Annotated in this window: 13 protein-coding genes; 4 read left to right on the forward strand and 9 right to left on the reverse strand. The window is 45.0% G+C overall.

Annotated features, from left to right (window positions below; translation table 11 throughout):
* Positions 1-78: 78 nt before the first annotated feature.
* The 7 genes from EJP82_RS22190 to sdaAB form a co-directional block, all read right to left on the reverse strand.
* Positions 79-513: a universal stress protein gene (locus EJP82_RS22190; protein ID WP_127194261.1), complete on the reverse strand. Its 435-nt coding sequence runs from the start codon at positions 511-513 to the stop codon at positions 79-81.
* Between the two features lie 20 nt (positions 514-533).
* Complete coding sequence (locus tag EJP82_RS22195; RefSeq protein WP_127194262.1) at positions 534-797, reverse strand: DUF1294 domain-containing protein; 264 nt, start codon at positions 795-797, stop codon at positions 534-536.
* 123 nt (positions 798-920) lie between these two features.
* Positions 921-1,058: a hypothetical protein gene (locus EJP82_RS28035; protein ID WP_170220272.1), complete on the reverse strand. Its 138-nt coding sequence runs from the start codon at positions 1,056-1,058 to the stop codon at positions 921-923.
* A gap of 56 nt (positions 1,059-1,114) precedes the next feature.
* A complete protein-coding gene (locus tag EJP82_RS22200; protein WP_127194263.1) occupies positions 1,115-3,241 on the reverse strand; it encodes a DNA topoisomerase III in 2,127 nt (708 codons plus the stop codon).
* 52 nt (positions 3,242-3,293) lie between these two features.
* Complete coding sequence (locus tag EJP82_RS22205) at positions 3,294-3,581, reverse strand: DUF4183 domain-containing protein (protein WP_342773692.1); 288 nt, start codon at positions 3,579-3,581, stop codon at positions 3,294-3,296.
* Between the two features lie 294 nt (positions 3,582-3,875).
* The gene (sdaAA, locus tag EJP82_RS22210) at positions 3,876-4,766 is read right to left on the reverse strand and encodes an L-serine ammonia-lyase, iron-sulfur-dependent, subunit alpha (protein ID WP_127194264.1); all 891 of its coding nucleotides are present in this window, start codon (positions 4,764-4,766) and stop codon (positions 3,876-3,878) included.
* Positions 4,753-5,445 (reverse strand): L-serine ammonia-lyase, iron-sulfur-dependent subunit beta, encoded by a 693-nt coding sequence (gene sdaAB / locus EJP82_RS22215; RefSeq protein ID WP_127194265.1) that lies wholly within the window; start codon positions 5,443-5,445, stop codon positions 4,753-4,755. The genes sdaAA and sdaAB overlap by 14 nt, the downstream gene beginning before the upstream one ends.
* A gap of 257 nt (positions 5,446-5,702) precedes the next feature.
* On the opposite strand from sdaAB, the gene EJP82_RS22220 reads away from it, so the two are divergent.
* Positions 5,703-6,719 carry a ketoacyl-ACP synthase III gene (locus EJP82_RS22220; RefSeq protein WP_127194266.1) on the forward strand — a complete coding sequence of 339 codons (1,017 nt, stop codon included), beginning with the start codon at positions 5,703-5,705 and terminating at the stop codon, positions 6,717-6,719.
* A 23-nt stretch (positions 6,720-6,742) separates the two neighbouring features.
* On the opposite strand, the gene EJP82_RS22225 is transcribed toward EJP82_RS22220, so the two are convergent.
* Entirely contained in the window at positions 6,743-7,486 is a 744-nt protein-coding gene (locus tag EJP82_RS22225) for a hypothetical protein (RefSeq protein WP_127194267.1), read from the reverse strand.
* Positions 7,487-8,092: 606 nt separating this feature from the next.
* Between EJP82_RS22225 and EJP82_RS22230 the strand changes: the two genes are divergently transcribed.
* Both EJP82_RS22230 and EJP82_RS22235 read left to right on the forward strand, forming a co-directional pair.
* The gene (locus tag EJP82_RS22230) at positions 8,093-8,305 is read left to right on the forward strand and encodes a hypothetical protein (protein ID WP_127194268.1); all 213 of its coding nucleotides are present in this window, start codon (positions 8,093-8,095) and stop codon (positions 8,303-8,305) included.
* Between the two features lie 94 nt (positions 8,306-8,399).
* Positions 8,400-9,248, forward strand: coding sequence for a sulfurtransferase (locus tag EJP82_RS22235; protein ID WP_127194269.1), 849 nt, complete (start codon positions 8,400-8,402; stop codon positions 9,246-9,248).
* Positions 9,249-9,749: 501 nt separating this feature from the next.
* Here EJP82_RS22235 and EJP82_RS22240 read toward each other — a convergent pair.
* Entirely contained in the window at positions 9,750-10,817 is a 1,068-nt protein-coding gene (locus tag EJP82_RS22240; protein ID WP_127194270.1) for a GNAT family N-acetyltransferase, read from the reverse strand.
* An 855-nt stretch (positions 10,818-11,672) separates the two neighbouring features.
* Here EJP82_RS22240 and EJP82_RS22245 point away from each other — a divergent pair.
* Positions 11,673-13,967 carry a preprotein translocase subunit SecA gene (locus EJP82_RS22245; RefSeq protein ID WP_127194271.1) on the forward strand — a complete coding sequence of 765 codons (2,295 nt, stop codon included), beginning with the start codon at positions 11,673-11,675 and terminating at the stop codon, positions 13,965-13,967.
* Positions 13,968-14,042: the final 75 nt, after the last annotated feature.

A 14,042-nucleotide genomic window follows, 5' to 3' on the forward strand; every position in this document is an offset into this window, starting at 1 on the left:
CCCGATGTCATGAAAATGACTGGGTTTCTCGACAAGCTGAAAAGGAATGCCCCTAAAGGCATTCCTTCTATTCATAGTTTATTTAATAACCAATACTGGAATTCGAGCATGCTGAACAACATTATGGCTGACACTACCGAGCACAAATTCACGGATGCCACCAAGACCACGACTTCCGATGATAATGAGATCGTTATCGTGTTTCTTTGCGTAGTCGAGAATCACTTCTGCAGGAGCACCCTGTGCCAACTCTACATCCGCACTCACTCCTACTTCTTCCAAGCGGATTCTTGCATCCTCCGCTGTTCTTTCAGCTAATTCATAGAAGTCTTGATTTATGGAAGTTGGCACTGGTGCAAAGCCATCTGCAATATAAAAACGCGGAAAATCGTAAACATGCACAACCGTAAGCTTCGCACCAGGCGTCAGCTTCACCAGTTCAATCGCTTTGTCTAACGCTTTCGTCCCGGCTTTAGAACCATCGTACGCTGCTAGAATGTTAGTAAATAACATAGAAAAGCACCTCCATGGAATTAGAATAAAAAATACCCGTAAAGCACAGCATTTAGAAGTAAAAGTAATGGAACACCCACCCGAAAGCTGACATGCTTGGTCTTATGACGTTTGAGATTCATAGCCATTAGCACACCAAGTGCTCCACCAATGGTAGCAAGTAGGAATAAGGTACGTTCAGGGACGCGTTCGCGTCTTCGCTGGGCACGGCGTTTGTCATCCGACATAACTAGATAGGCTACCCCGTTAATAAATATAAACCAAATCAATAATCCCGTAACCATATCGGCCCCCCTTTTTTCTTACTCTATCGGTATAAGTTCCAACTCTTACTTATATATAGTATACCACGCCTATTTCTATAATTAAAAAAAACTCCCCTTCAGGGGAGCTTAAGCAGTGTCTCACTATGATTCGTTCTTCGAAATTTGATTCAAACTCGGGGGAAGATCGGCCTGTTTCTTCGGCTTAACCTCGATCGTCTCCTCAAGGATGCTGGATTTATTCTGCTGGTTTTCGGTCTTCCGCGCTTTATGATGCGGCACGTTCATCACCTCCCAGCTTTATCATCCCGTCGTATTCTTTATTTTATACGGTAAATTTACTTGCCCTTCTTCTCCATAGCGGCTTTAAGTAAATCTCCTAGGTTAGATCCAATTGATTCCTGTTTCTTCGCAAACTGGTTTACTAGCTTCTGTTGCTCTCGCTTGTTTACATGCTTCGAATCCTGATTCATTGTCTCCGTAATACCACATCCAAGACATTGTACATAAGGACCTGCCTTGCCTTCTTTCATCTCCATCTTCTTATGACACTGAGGACAACGACGATTAGATAGTCGCTTCTCGCCCGAACGGCGGTAGCCACAGTCCTCGCTAGGACAAGTCAACACGAGACCACGTGCTGTCTTCTTCTCTAGCAACCTTGTACCACAATCTGGGCAATGGCTGTTTGATACATTGTGTGGCTTATAGGTTGCTTCACTATTTTTAACACCGTTAATCAGACTCTGTGCCATATCTCGAATGCCTAGAAGGAATGGCTCTGGCTTGCCTTGTCCACGAGCGATGCGCTCCAGTTCAGCCTCCCAACGTGCCGTTAGTTCTGGTGTCCGTAAATCTGCGGGGGCAAGCTGAATCAGTTGCTTCCCTTTTCCTGTCGGATGTAGAGAATTACCTTGACGCTCTATCGTATCTGAATTGACTAGCTTCTCAATGATATCCGCACGCGTAGCCGGGGTTCCCAGTCCGTGCTTTTCCATCTGAGTCAGCAGAGCGGCTTCCGTATATCGCTTCGGCGGCAACGTCCGTCCCGCCTGTACTAGGCACTTCTTAACAGTAACAGCCTCGCCTTCACGCAGCTCAGGAAGCGTCGTACCCCGTTCCTCCGTATCGTCACCGTCTTCATCCTCATCCATGGCTTGCCCGTCGTAGACAATACGCCAACCGCTATCCTTCATTGTCGTTCCTTTAGCATGAAGGTTTTCCCCGGCAATATCTACAATAACAGCGACATTGTCGAAACGAGCAGGAGGATAGAACAAACTGATAAATCGCCGAACGATCAGATCATATAACTTTCGTTCTTCTGAACTAAGCGCATTTAATAATACCGTCTGCTCTGTAGGGATAATCGCATGGTGATCGGTCACCTTACTATCATCCACAATTCGTTTACTAAGCGTCAGCGGCTTACGTAGCAAGGGTCTCGCTAACGGAGCGTAGGGACCAACGGCTACACTATTTAGCCGTTCCTTTAGTGTATCGCCCATATCGGAAGTGAGATAACGTGAATCAGTTCGCGGATAAGTAACCAATTTATGCTGCTCATACAGTCGTTGCAGTACATTAGATGTCTGTTTCGCCGAGAATCCCAGCATACGGTTGGCATCCCGCTGTAATTCCGTTAAATCATAGGCCAAAGGATGAGGAACTGTCTTCTCACTCTTTTTAAGCTTAATGATTTTACCTGAACGTCCATCCAACTTACTCTGCAACCGCGTTACTTCCTCCGGGTTAAATATGCGCGAGTCACCGTTATTTCCCCGCCATGTCACTTGGAAAGATCCCAGATCAGCACGGAGCGAACTATATCCTTCTGAAACGAAAGAAATAATCTCATTCTCACGCTGCATGATCATCCCCAGACTCGGAGTTTGCACACGGCCAGCAGACAACGGTGCACCAAATTTGCAGGTCAGCGCACGTGTAACATTCAGACCAATCATCCAGTCCGCTTCCGCACGGCAACGAGCCGATTGATATAAACGCTCAAACTGGGCCCCCGGTTTCAGTGAGGAGAATCCTTCTTTAATCGCTTTATCCGTCTGTGAGGAAATCCATAGTCGTTGGAATGGCTTATTCCATTTGGCCATATCCATAATCCATCTCGCCAGCAACTCACCTTCCCGAGCTGCATCTGTAGCAACGATAAGTTCACCCACATCCTGCCGCCGCATCAATTGCTGAACAATCTTATACTGATGACTGGACTCCTTCAGCACCTTCAGCTTCATTTTTCCAGGTAGAATTGGTAAATCCTCTATTGCCCAAGTACCAAATTTCCCATCATAATCCTCGGGTTCAGCAAGTCCAACCAAATGACCCAATGCCCATGTAACTACATACTTTGGTCCTTCAAAATATCCCTTATGTTTATCTCGGCTTCCCATCACCCGCGCGATTTCCCGCGCAACAGATGGCTTTTCCGCTAATACTAACGTTTTCATGAGTTAATGTAACACTCCTTTCTACCCCACATTATAACATGAGGATCAGGAGTTAACTTTTTATTGAAGTTGTAATAGCAAAGTTGTTGGTCGAAGTAGACGTTGAAGTGGAAGAAAAATTGACAACCTCTACAACTATCGTAACTCCAACTATTAGTGCTGAATTTATCGTTAGGTTCGCTGCGCTTAAAGTACTCGTTGCTCCTCTTTGAAGTACATTATTCTGAAAAAGGTTATAGTAACCATTACTAGATGCAACAACAAGTCCCCCAGCAGCGACAGTACCACCACTGTCATTAGTGAAGCTTGTTGCAGGTATAACAGTTGTACCTCCGATGATGTTACCAAGAACTACGCTGCCGTATAACGATTTACCGTAGGAACCGTAGTAGTACTCGTTGAAGTATTCACATTTCCAGTGATAGTACTCGTTGCGGTTAAATGCATTTTAATTACTGGCATCCAAGTCTCCCTCCTATCATTTCTATGAAAACTAATATATTCTATGAAATTCATTGCTTTGTGGTTTGTATTATTTATTCATCTAACGAAACTCTAAAAAGGTTCCAGGGAAGGAGAACCTTCTCACTAGAACCTCTTTGATAACTTTATAAATAGGATCGTTAAGTCCTAGTCAGCCCTTCCCCATACTTCTTCCATAGAGCTCCTTCATAATCTTCTTGCCAGTAGGAGTCTGAGCGAGCCCGCCCATAGCCGTCTCTCTATGCTTTTCGGGCATCGCACTTCCAACCTCAAGCATTACACCGATCACTTCATCTGATGGAATGACGCTTCTCACACCAGCTAGCGCCATATCTGCAGCCGCCATCGCAGTAACCGCACCGAAGCCATTTCTGACGATACAAGGGATTTCTACTAGTCCGCCAACCGGATCACATATGAGGCCAAGTGAGTTTTTCAGTGCCAGTCCCACAGCGTGCACAGCTTGCTCAGGTGTACCACCACGAAGCTCGACTAAAGCTCCTGCCGCCATACCGATAGCAGAACCAACCTCGGCTTGACATCCACCTTCTGCACCAGATACGAACGAATTATTAGCGATAACATAACCGATAGCACCAGCACTGAATAGACCCTGCACCATGTGCTCGTCACTCCAGCCAAATCTCTCTTGTGAGCTTACGAACACACCTGGAATGATGCCACAGGAACCTGCCGTAGGAGTAGCAATGATACGTCCCATAGATGCATTAACCTCAGAGACGGCTAAAGCATAAGCCATCGCAGTACATGTCTCTGTTCCTAAGGAAACTACACCGTTCTGGATGTATGTATGAACTCGCTTGGCATCTCCACCTGTCAGACCACTGCGAGGTTTTGAATCGTCTTCTATCCCTTTGGTCACTGCTTCCTTCATTACTTCATAATATGCGGTCATTTGTTCAATCACTTGTGCTGCGGTCGTTCCTGTCTCTGCTGCTTGCTCCGTAATCATTAATTGCCCTATCGTAACTGATTCCTCTACGCATAGTTGTATCATTTGCTCCAAACTAGAGAACCTCATGATTTTCCCCTTTAGCAGTAAGATTTATAACGCGTATCTTGTAAACGTCAGGTAATTTAGATATCTGATCGATAAAATCAGTACTTAATACCTCATCACTTTCAATAACAGTTAATGCATCACCACTTCTAGACTTTCGGTCAACCTCCATGTAGCCAATATTGGCGTCGGCATGTTTGAAGATATCTGTCATTTCAGCTAAAATACCTCGCCGGTCAGCATGAAAGATTAACAACGTTGGATATACCGCCGTAAATTTAACATCGAAATCATCAATACTAACGATTTCAATGTTGCCTCCTCCTATGGAGCAACCTGTTACAGTAACCTTCTGCTCACCCCGCTGAAGAATTAACGTAGCCGTATTCGGATGTACCCCAGCCTTCTGCGCCGTACGAAGTTCTACTTTTAAGCCAGCCAGCTCACTCTGAACTAAAGCATCCTTAATTCGCATATCATCTGTATCGTAATTAAGTAAACCTGCAATAATAGCTAGATCGGTACCATGACCTTGATACGTTGTAGCAAAAGAACCATAAAAAATAATTTCGGCTTGTTCCGGCTGTGCTCCAAGTACATGCCTGGCCGTTCTTCCTAACCTGACAGCTCCAGCGGTATGAGAACTTGAAGGCCCCACCATGCTTGGCCCAATTATTGAAAATACATCTTTAAACCGCATGCTTGAACACCCCTGACTTATTCTTTGCTCAGTCACTCCATAAGATGCGCAGAGACAATTTCATCATCGCGAAAATGTATGTAGTTATATAGATCAATTACAATATTATCATCTTTGCTTGTATATCCAACCATTCTTTTGCAGAGCCTCAACTAAACAGTTTGAAGAATCTGCAACTAACTGCTATAATCATTCTTAATACCAGGTACTAACACTTGATACTAATTCATAATATAACGATAAAGGAGTGATTTCAATTGTCGACATTATCCAAAGCCCGTATTACTGCCATTGGCACGTATGTTCCAGAAGCTATTATGACCAATGAAGATTTGGAGCGATTAGTTGATACGAACGATGAATGGATCATCCAACGAACAGGCATCCGGACACGACATATCGCAGCAAGCGATGAATTCACTTCCCATCTCTGCATTCGTGCCGCGGAGAAACTAAGAGATACCTACTCTGTTTCACTCGACGATGTTGATATGATTATCGCTACGACTACTACTCCTGACTTTGCGTTTCCATCCGTATCTTGCCTTGTCCAAGATCATTTGGGGATACAAGAGACCGGGGCGATCGACCTGAACGCCACTTGTGCTGGGTTCTCATATGCCCTGCATGTGGCGAATGGTCTGATTACCTCCGGTCTGCATAAGAAGATATTGGTCGTAGCTGGAGAAACCATGTCAAAAATAACCGACTATCGTGATCGAAGCACCTGCATTCTATTCGGTGACGGGGCAGGTGCAGCTCTCGTTGAATATGATCCTAATCCTGATCCTGATCATGCAGGCTTTGAATCTTTTACTATGGGGACGCAAGGTAGTGGCGGCATCCATGTATACCGTTCCGGATTATCCTCACAGTTAGATCAAACTCCGCTCGCAGGTGATGGGCGAATTGTGCAAAATGGACGCGAGGTATTCAAATGGGCTGTGCGAACCGTTACTGCGGGTATCAATGTTCTGCTTGATCAGGCCAACTTGGAAGCCGATCAAATCGATTGGTTCGTGCCACATAGCGCTAACCTCCGCATGATCGAGTCCATTTGTGAGAAGGCCGAATTCCCTCTCTCCAAAACACTGCAAAGCGTAACAGAAATGGGCAACACTTCTTCCGCCTCCATTCCCCTCGCTTTACAGGCTGGGATCGACCATCAACAATTGAAATATGGTGATCGAATCATGATATATGGTTTCGGTAGCGGCTTGACCCACGCAGGTCTGATTATCCGCTGGGACGTTCCCGACCTTAAGAACATTTAATGGTGGGCTGAATTGAAACTAACTTAAGAATCCACCTTTTGAATCTTCGCTGGATTGTTGATTTTGTACGGTACGGGATATTTCGTAAGCTTCTTGGCGACGATTTTAGCCTCAAAGGTAATTTTGTCGCCGATGGCTAATTCATTCTTTTTGAGCGTAGCACTGTGACTGGACCAAGCTTCACCGATTTCTGTCTCAGGCTCAATAATAGTTACCGCTTCATAGATGACCACTTCATCATCATTATCGGAGAAATGATTAGGCACTGTTGTAAATTCCTTAACGATAGCGCTCAGTTTAACCTTTTCTTCAGGAAGCTGAAGTTTTTGTTTCTTTTCCTTTTTCACTTTACTCTTCGGAGGTTCTGAGGCCTCAGATATATCGACTATAAGTTCTTTGGCTTTGGGTTGTTCAGCCTTAAGTTCAGCTGCTTCAGGTGTATCTACCTTAGTTGGTTCAATCTGAGGCTCTTCTTCATCTGCCGATACCGAAGGCTTCGAACCGTAATTAGCTGCCTGCATCTCCTTCAAATATGAAGGGTGAATGCAGTGCTGCTGTTTATTATCGAATTCAATAACCGCAGTTACATTGTCGACAAAACCAACTATAGTACAGGCCAAATTCATACCATTTCCCTTGTAGAAAAATGCTTTCATTTTTGCAGCCTTATCTGATAAAAGACCCCATTCTTTGCATTTTTCGATTATTTCTGCCTCGTTCTCGAAGGCGTTATATGTGCTAGGTTGGATAATGAATGTATACGTCATAAATTTCTCCGCCTTTCTTTTACTTTAATTATGACCAATTTTGCCCACAAATTAAGCCTCAAGTTTAAATTCAGGTTCAAGCTTTAACTCCAACATAAACAAAAACATAAACTTTAACTTTAACTTCAACTTCAACTTCAACTAACAACATACTAGTCCAACATAGAAACATAAATCTAGCTCGTCCGAGGCTTCAATTTTATACTCAGCTGGAACCTAACTGGAAAAACTCCCGCTAATTTAGCCATATGGTCCTTTTAGCTCCAACTAGTTGGAATAACTCCAGTTAATCTAACGAAAAATCACCATGCTAGTAAAATTCCCTAGATTTAACTGGAGAAATTCCAGTTAGACAAACTCTTATGAATTAAACAACAAATTACATGGAGGTTTTCCCTCTATAGTTTTTTTAAATCGAGTTTTTTATGTTTTGTCGTATTCTCGAGATGCAAATAGGTAGACAGGTGGGTCCATCTTATCATTTTCCCATGTCAATTCGTGACATTGACGCTTATTCCTCCTCAAGCTATCCTCCGATAGGTATCATCCATACATCATAATCATTTATAATCGTATTAACCTACATTATAAAGGAGACTGAATCCTATGCCCATCCTTAGACGGCTTATTACCGAAGCGGATTTTCAAGAAGCCATGGATCGGCGTCTTCTTGTCCGCGTATTTCGCGATAATCATTTAATTGAATCGGGAAGCGCTCTGATTCGCTTTACCGATGAAACTATCATCACACAATCAAGCGTCAGTGATCTAACCTACCATTCCAGACGTGATTGTCAGTTCTTTGAGATTAGAAAATAACTCTTCAATTAGAGCAAGACCATGCTTACGAGGTAAGTTTTGTTCGAAGTATATTCGTGGGTGTATTGCTCACAAATCTTTTAGGAGGCAAACCATGGACCTTATTGTTTCAAAAAAGTGGTTGTTAGCACGTATGTATGAGCCTGATCTTGTCATTGTAGATTGTCGTTTTGAGCTAGGTCGTCCTACTGCAGGACAGGAAGCCTTTGCTCAATCTCATATTCCTGGAGCAATCTACCTCGATCTGGAGGTCGATCTTTCATCACCAGTTAGCACGCATGGCGGCCGGCATCCACTGCCTGATCCAGATGTACTTGCCAAACGCCTCAGCCAAGCTGGAATCAGCAACAATTCTCGGATCGTAGCCTACGACGATCAAGGAGGTATGTATGCTTCTCGATTGTGGTGGCTGCTTCGTTGGCTCGGTCATGACTCCGTATACGTCATGGACGAAGGATTTTCTGCCTGGAAGGATGGCGGCTATCCCATCACCGATGCACAACCAACCATCATTCCAGCCTCCTTCGTTCCCAATCTTCGCCATGATATGCTTGCTGACATGAATAAAGTTAAGCAATCTCTCAGTAACCCCGGCGTACTATTGGTCGATTCTCGGGATGCATCGCGCTATGCCGGTGAGCAAGAACCTATTGACGCCAAGGCAGGCCACATTCCTGGAGCCATCAATAGCTTCTGGAAGCAGGTCTCAGATGATAGTGGAGCCTGGAAGAGTGATCAACTATTAAGTAGCCAATTTTCTCGACTTACAGAGGCTATGGACAAAGGACAAGAAGCGATCATCTACTGTGGCTCAGGTGTAAGTGCCTGTCCAAATGTGCTTGCCCTGCATAAACTTGGCTACTCCCAAGTGAAGTTGTATGCAGGGAGTTGGAGTGATTGGATTAGTTATGAGGAGAATCCGGTGGCTACGGGGGAAGAGTAAGGAATACAAGACCGCGTGGGACGGGCGATTGGCGTGTATTCCACTTGTCTCGTTGTTCGCTTTTTGATGTTCTCTGGTGGTTCAAAATCAACATGGAGTCAACAAAGAGCGCATGAAAATGGTTACAATGGGGTTCTGACAACCATGCTCTCGCGCAACTATCACCAAGAAGTGCAAACGCGCGTTCTAGTCTCTCTCTAGTGGGTGTAAAAGTTCAGTGGCCCCCTGAGATGGGGCATCCCAGATTATGGGGGCATGCTGGATCTACTCGTGTATCGTTCACTTGTTTGTTCTTTATAAAGCTACCTAAGCTCAAAAATTCCAAAGATAAAAAAGGGCGTAAGTGAGTTACACTCTACGCCCATACATAGCAGAAGGGAGCCTCTCGGCCCCCTTCTCATTCTTTTTCGCTTTAAAGTGGCTTAATCAACAACTTCAACCAAGAAGATCAACTTTAAATCAACTCTGCATTCCGGCGAGGTCCAGCAGCGTTGGCAGGCTTTAAACCCGTTTCCCAATAAATTCTTGCCATAAAGAGGTCTTGAACGCGGAACATAACCCTTCTCTTTGGAAAAGAAAGATATCTCCTGTCAGCCGCTGCGGGTTACAATCAATTCCTTTTTCGGTCATTTCATTGATTACGGCCATAGTCTTTTCAACCGCATTGGCTTTGACAAAACAATACAGGGAATCCCAGATCAGCTCTCGTCGCTCTCGTTCTTCCTTTGACGCCTTCTCTAAATGGGTTCCCCATTCATACCAGCCGTCTTCGTCTAAATCGGTCAGGTTTTCAATAGGAGGATAGGATGAAAAGGAAGCATATTTGTTTTCCTGCTTGAATCCGATTCCCTCGGCAATAGCTTTGGATCCGGCATTGGTTGAGACGCACAACCACTCAACCTTGTTATACCCTTTGTCAAAACATTGTTGGACAACCGCGGATGCAACCTTCTTGGCAAACCCCATTTTTCTATACTCGGGGTCTGTATGAATCCCCACAGCAATCCTGTCACTTGCGCAGCAGTCACTTATTGACCAGCTGACAATTTTATGATCCTTGCGGATATAACAACCGCATCCTGATTCTTCAAACCGCTCCTCGCTTTCCCAAGCCTTTACCCAGTCGTAGACACGGTCAGCATTAATGTAGTTTTTTTGCCTCATCTCCTTAAGGTTAACGAACTCTAAGACATAGCCTTCCGGAAGTGAGAGGTCCGCCTTTATGAAATCCCTGCTAGTCAGGGTGTATTTATATCTTGTATACTCCTTAATAAACTGATTGGGATGAATGGCTGGTATTTTCACTCTCCACTCATCCCAATCAGGAGTTACGCTATCCCAGAAATCCAGCATTCCGGAGATTTCCCTGTTAAAATCCTCATGGGTGGCGCTTCCGGCAATCAATGTTGTCTCACTGGTCTTAATGAGTACTACATCCGGGTTTTCTGCTGAATTCACCTTTACCTCACCAGGCATTTCCCCGTCCAAAACTGAAAATACAGATAGCTCGTTTTGACTTTTCACAAGATGTCTTACCTTGCCATACTCCTCTTTTTTTAAAACAATCATAGTTCAATCCTCCTGTTTATTTCATAAAGCGTTAAAACTGCAATAGCACAGATTATTGTATTCGATGTAAATACACATATCTTAAGATTAATATCCAATTATTTCAAGGTATAGTTTAGATAAAACTGATTTATCCGATGCATGTCTGCAAACAATAATTGCAGACTTCTTATTTCATCATAATACGAAACTATTTATGAATTTTTCGCAGAAGAAGAACATTTAGTTCATAGGCCGCTTAATAGTCCACCCCATACGTATTCAAGTACTTTTCCAGTGTAATTTCCACCGACGAAATCCCTAGTCACAGATTGTGAGGGCTATGGTCTGGCCTCTACTTCGGAAGCTTTATGGTTGTGGTAGCTGATTAATGGTGCTCATTGGTGTACCTGATGACTGATGGGTCGGTGATGCCGTGTAGTTGGCTCTCTTCCTGGACTGCAGAGGTTGATTAATGAAAACACTTTCCTCTAGTAAATGACAGCTGGAGTGACTGGATTTCGTATAGAGAGAATCCAATGTCGACGGGGGAAGAATAAGAAGAACCGAGAGGTCGCGTCAGACGCGGACTTGGGGGCTGTGACAAGTTGCTGGGAGGCCGACTGTTGCAGCCCTCTTTGGGCTTCTCTATAAACAACCTGCAAACTAGAACAAGTCCAATATAGTGTTTACATTTGGTAACACGTAAGTTACAATCATTCCCAACCAACAACTGGAAAGAATCTCTCACGGTGATGGCGGTAGGTGTGGTACATGGTTTTGCTTATATGAAGTGGATTTCAACTTGATGGGACAAATGCGAGCAAATATGGTTCAAAACTAAGCGTATTTCTACAGAGGGGAGATCTAATTACTATGAATATAGCCGTCAAATTGATGCACAAATTCAAAAACCACGATACCCAGAATAAGCTAAAAGTCTATCAGGACAAAGCGGATCTCATCAGGAAACGGAATTTGGAAGCATGGGACGATCACCAGCTTCAAGCGGAATCCCTCCGGCTGCAAAAAGCAGCAAAATCGGGTACGCCTTTGGATGAGCTGCTTGTCGATGCTTATGCGTTAGTCTGCGAAGCAGCGAAGAGAAAGCTCGGATTACAGCCTTACGATGTCCAGATTATGGCTGCTATCGCTCTGCACGAGAGATTTTTGATCGAGCAGCATACTGGCGAAGGAAAAACACTCTCTGCTGTTATGCCTGCTTATCTAAATTCACTGACCGGCGAAGGCGTTCATGTGCTGACTTTCAATGATTATTTGGCAAATCGAGATGCGGAGTGGATGGGCCCGATCTATCGTTTCCTCGGGTTAACGGTCAACTCGGTTCAAGCGGGCATGAGCCTGTTCGAGAAACGGGAAGCGTATGCCAAGGATATAACCTATGTTACGGCTAAAGAGGCGGGATTCGATTATTTGCGCGACATGATCGCACTAACCGAAGCCGATACCGTGCATCGTCCTTTCCACTACGTCATCGTCGACGAAGCGGATTCACTGCTTCTCGACGAAGCACGGGTGCCGCTAGTCATCGCCAGCGAACCGGGCTCATTCGGCAACGACGGTAACGATGGTAACGACGGCATTCGTTTCGCAGAAGTGGCTCGGCAGCTCGTGCAAGAAGAGTATTACGACTTCGACGAATTCATGCGAAACGTTTATTTGAATGAAGTGGGCTCTGCGAAAGCGGAATCACTGCTGGGATGCGGCAATTTGTACGAAAGCCATAATAGTCATTTGTTAATGTCGTTAAATTGCGCGCTGCATGCGGAATTGTTATTGAAAAAAGACGTCGATTACATCGTCCGGGACGGTAATATCGAGCTGATCGATGAATACACCGGCCGTGTGGCGGAGAACAGACATTTACCGGAGGGGCTACAAGCCGCGCTTGCGGCCAAAGAAGGGTTGCAGACCTTAGCCGGCGGGAAAATTCTCGGTACGATTACCCTTCAACACTTCCTTAGCCTATATCCGAAGATTTGCGGAATGACGGCTACCGCACACGCTTCCGCAATGGATTTCGAAGATATTTATAGGCTGCAGGTCGTGCAAATTCCGCCGAACCGGCCCAACATACGGATCGACCATCCGCACCGGATTTATACCCATAAAGAAGCCAAACTTAAGGCGCTTGTACAAGAAATCTCGTCCGTCCATAGGACGGGACGTCCGATTCTCATTGGTACGTCAAGCGTCGGAGAGTCTAACATGCTAGCGGAGGCGCTAGCGGTTATAGGCGTACCTTGCCATGTTCTAAATGCGACAAACGACGCAAAAGAAGCCGAGATCATCGCCAAAGCAGGAGAAATCAGTGCCGTGACGGTGTCTACGAATATGGCGGGACGCGGCGTCGACATTCGGCTCGGCGGCGGCAACCCTACGCAAGCAGAAGTTGTCGCCAAGCTGGGCGGGTTGTACGTGATTGCTACGCATGTGAACGAAAGCGTGCGGATCGACGACCAACTGCGCGGGCGTTCTGGACGCCAAGGCGACCCGGGAGCTTCTGTATTTTTCGTAAGCTTGGAGGACGAGTTGTTGCTTCGGTTCGGCATCAATAAAGGGATTCGCAATCTTAGGCAGGATGAGGCTCTCGAAGATTCGGTGATCCGCAGCAAAATCATGCATATTCAGCGTGTTATTATGGGCCAAAACTTCGATATCCGCCAAGAACTGAACTATTATTCGGATATGGTCGAGGATCAGAGGCGTATTCTATATGAGGAGCGGCTCGGAATTTTGAAAGGTGAGAGGCCGATGAGTCCTTCGGAGCAGCGGGTACGCCTTTTTTATATCGACCAGTTCTGGGCTGACCATCTGGCATACGTTTCTTACATTCGCGAAGGCATTCACTTGGAGAGCCTTGCTAGCCGCAATCCGATCGACGAATTTCATGTGCAAATCACCCAAGCATACGAGCAAATTCCGGCTAAAGTAAATAGTGAGTCGGCGAAAATGCTTGTAAGGCTCGGAGGTTCAAATGATCCGGTGAAGTGGGAAAAGTTTGGTCTGAAGAGCCCAACCTCCACTCGGACTTATATTATTAACGATCAATACATTCAGGATAAGCGCAACTCATGGACCACAGTGACTGTATTGGCTTATTATATTCGAAAGTTTTTGAAGCCGGTATTCGGGTTTGAAAAATTTTGATGCGCGTAGCTTTTTTGAGGATGATCGGGTAAATATTGAATATTTTAAAAGATCATTTTCTGGCACTTTTATGTC

Source organism: Paenibacillus anaericanus, from assembly GCF_003994475.1.
In the GTDB taxonomy this organism is placed as follows: domain Bacteria; phylum Bacillota; class Bacilli; order Paenibacillales; family Paenibacillaceae; genus Fontibacillus; species Fontibacillus anaericanus.